We start from the raw sequence: 3,208 nt of genomic DNA on the forward strand, positions 1-3,208 counted from the left end.
GGAGCTAGGATTTTTGGCGATTTTACGGGTGCAAATGTAGGCAAGCGCCTAGCTATCGTGCTTGACGGCAAGGTGTACTCGGCTCCTTCGATAAACGAGAGAATCGGCGGCGGAAGCGGTCAGATAAGCGGCGGATTTAGCGTAGAGGAGGCTCACGACGTAGCTATCGCTCTTAGAAGCGGCGCTCTTTTGGCTCCGGTAAAAATGCTAGAAAAACGAAGCGTAGGACCAAGTCTAGGTGCAGACAGCATAAGACAATCGATGATCGCGCTAGCCTCGGCTTCGGTTTTGGTCGTGCTATTTATGATAGCTTATTACGGATTTAGCGGCATTTTGGCAAATATCGCGCTTGTCGCAAATATCTTGATACTGGTCGCCGTGATGGCGATGTTCGGCGCCGCTCTAACGCTACCGGGAATGGCCGGTATAGTGCTAACTATCGGTATGGCCGTGGATGCCAACGTCATCATAAACGAGCGTATCAGAGAGCTGCTGCGCGATGGAGCTAGTATCGCAACGAGCGTGAAAAAAGGTTATGAGAACGCGATGAGCGCTATCATTGACGCAAATTTGACAACGCTTATCACTTCGGTCGTACTTTACGCTTACGGTACGGGTCCAGTCAAGGGCTTTGCCGTGACGATGGGTATAGGCATCATCGCCTCGATGATAACGGCGATCTTGGGTACTCACGGTATGTTTGATACGATTATAAATAAAATAGAAAAAAGCGGTAACACGCGGTTTTGGTTCGGTTATAAAAGGGTATAAATGCAATTTTTCTCAAAGGCACATGTTTATGATTTTATGAGCAAGCGCTACATCGCGCTCGCCATCTCTGCCGTGCTGTTTTTCGGTTCACTTTTTTTGATGGCGACGAAGGGCTTTAACTACGGCATCGACTTTTCCGGCGGTACGCTCATTCAGGTGAAATACGATAGTGCGGTCTCTCTAGATAAAATTCGCGCGGCTTTGGCAAAAGACGAAGCCTATAAAAACGCGAGCGTTACGGAGTTTGGCTCAGCCGAAGAGGTTACGATTAGATTTTCGGGAGCAAACTCAAATTTAGGTAGCGACGTCGGAGCTAGCGTAGCCGAGCTTTTAAAAGATACGGGCAAATTTGAGATCCGCCGTACGGACGTGGTCGGACCAAAAGTCGGCGACGAGCTACGCGAAAAGGGCGTGATGGCGCTTGCGATCTCGCTTGTTGGTATTTTGATCTATATCGCGTTTAGATTCGAGTGGAGATTTGCGATGGCGGCGGTTGCTTCGGAGATTCACGACGTCGTGATCACGATGGGCGCGATCAGCTTTTTTGCTATAGACGTAAATTTGGACACTCTCGCGGCGATCCTTACGGTCGTGGGCTACTCGCTAAACGATACGATTATCGTCTTTGACCGCATTAGAGAGAATATAAAAACCAGCAAGAGCACGCATCTTGATACGATAATAAACGAATCGGTCTCCGCGACGCTAACTAGAACGATACTCACCTCGGGTACCACGCTCATCACGGTCGTCGTGCTATTTTTATTCGGCGGAGATATGATACACGGATTTTCTTTGGCGCTGATAGTGGGCATAGTCATCGGTACGCTTAGCTCGATATTCGTCGCTGCGCCTATGCTTTTGTGGTTTAAATTTAGCGTGGAGAAATACCGCGCTATGGAAGCGGAAAAGGCGCGCGTACAAAGAGAGAAAGACAAGCAACGCGCGATGTTTGAAAAAGGCACTATATAAGGAGAAGCGATGAACTGGGGTAAGGTTGTTTATATATTTTTCGCGCTTATGAGCCTGACGACGACGGCGGGGTTTTTATACGATAAAAACGAGATTGCGCTATTTGTAGCGGCGAGCGTAAACGTGATCTCGACGCTGCTAAAAATCGGCGTCAAAAACGTCTTTGCCGCCGAGCTTTTTGCTAGCTCGCTGGTGGCTGATTTGCACCTTATTCCAGCCTTTGTGCTGCTTCAGGTAAACGGCAACGCGCATATGGCGTATTCGCTAGCGATCGGCGCCGCGATAGCAAACGTCTTTTCTCTAGCGCTTGTTTTGGTCGAGTCCGGCAAGACGCAAGAAGAATTTTAGGAGTAAAAATGAGTGAAATTTTAAAATATGAGCCGGCAAAAATAGAAAAAAAATGGCAAGAAATTTGGAGTAAAAACGGCGAATTTGAGCCCAAAGACGACTATAGCCTGCCTAAAAAATATATCCTAAGCATGTTTCCGTATCCTAGCGGACGCATCCATATGGGACACGTGAGAAACTACACCATCGGCGACGCCTTGGCTCGCTACTACCGCAAGCGCGGCTACAACGTCCTTCATCCGATCGGCTTTGATAGCTTTGGTATGCCTGCGGAAAATGCGGCGATAAAGCACAAGATCCATCCTAAAATTTGGACTTACGAAAATATAGACTATATGCGCGGCGAGCTTGAGACGCTGGGGCTTAGCTTTTCTAAAAAGCGAGAGTTTGCGACATCTGATCCGCTTTATACTAAATTTGAGCAAGAATTTTTCATCAAAATGTACGAAAAAGGGCTGGTTTACCGCAAAAGCGCGGTCGTAAACTGGTGCGAATACGACCAAACCGTACTTGCTAACGAGCAGGTCGAGGACGGATGCTGCTGGAGATGCGGAAATGCCGTCATCCAGCGCGAGTTGCCGGGCTACTATCTAAAGATCACCGATTACGCGCAGGAGCTGCTAGACGATCTAAAGCGCCTTGAGGGCAAATGGCCGTCTCAAGTGCTCACGATGCAGGAAAACTGGATCGGCAAGAGCTTTGGCTTGGAGTTTAAATTTGAGCTTGACGAAGAGTCGAAGCGGATTTTAGAAGGCGGCGAGCAGATAGAGGGTTTTGAGGTATTTACGACGCGCCCGGATACGATTTACGGCGTTAGCTACGCAGCCTTGGCGCCTGAGCACAAGATTGTAAAAAGACTACTTGACGGCGGTAAACTAGAAGCTAATAAAGCTGATAGAATCAGGAAAATTTTAAACCAAAGCCCGCGCGAACGCCAAGCTAGCGAAAAAGACGGACTGTTTTTGGGTATCAACGTCCTGCATCCGCTAACGGGCGAAAAAGTACCGGTTTGGGTGGCAAATTTCGTCCTAGCAGACTACGGTAGCGGCGCGGTTATGGCGGTGCCGGCTCACGACGAGCGTGACTATGAGTTTGCGAGTAAATTTGATCTACCGAT

The 3,208-nt window shown here is 48.5% G+C and carries 4 protein-coding genes; all 4 read left to right on the forward strand.

Features of this window, described 5'->3' with window-relative positions; genetic code table 11:
* Positions 1-771: protein translocase subunit SecD (gene secD, locus Q0338_RS02935; protein WP_298085455.1), on the forward strand; the 771-nt coding region annotated here is incomplete at its 5' end.
* Positions 772-1,743, forward strand: coding sequence for a protein translocase subunit SecF (secF, locus tag Q0338_RS02940; RefSeq protein ID WP_298085456.1), 972 nt, complete (start codon positions 772-774; stop codon positions 1,741-1,743).
* A 9-nt stretch (positions 1,744-1,752) separates the two neighbouring features.
* Positions 1,753-2,091 carry a DUF6394 family protein gene (locus Q0338_RS02945; protein WP_002953043.1) on the forward strand — a complete coding sequence of 113 codons (339 nt, stop codon included), beginning with the start codon at positions 1,753-1,755 and terminating at the stop codon, positions 2,089-2,091.
* Between the two features lie 8 nt (positions 2,092-2,099).
* Positions 2,100-3,208 (forward strand): class I tRNA ligase family protein (locus Q0338_RS02950; protein WP_298085457.1); only part of this gene is annotated, 1,109 nt, incomplete at its 3' end.

This window comes from uncultured Campylobacter sp., assembly GCF_938018145.1.
Taxonomy (GTDB): domain Bacteria; phylum Campylobacterota; class Campylobacteria; order Campylobacterales; family Campylobacteraceae; genus Campylobacter_A.

Bases quoted from the DNA above. Each gene is read 5' to 3' on its own strand.
- secF (WP_298085456.1), top strand. From the start codon at position 772: ATGCAATTTTTCTCAAAGGCACATGTTTATGATTTTATGAGCAAGCGC.
- Q0338_RS02945 (WP_002953043.1), top strand. From the start codon at position 1,753: ATGAACTGGGGTAAGGTTGTTTATATATTTTTCGCGCTTATGAGCCTG.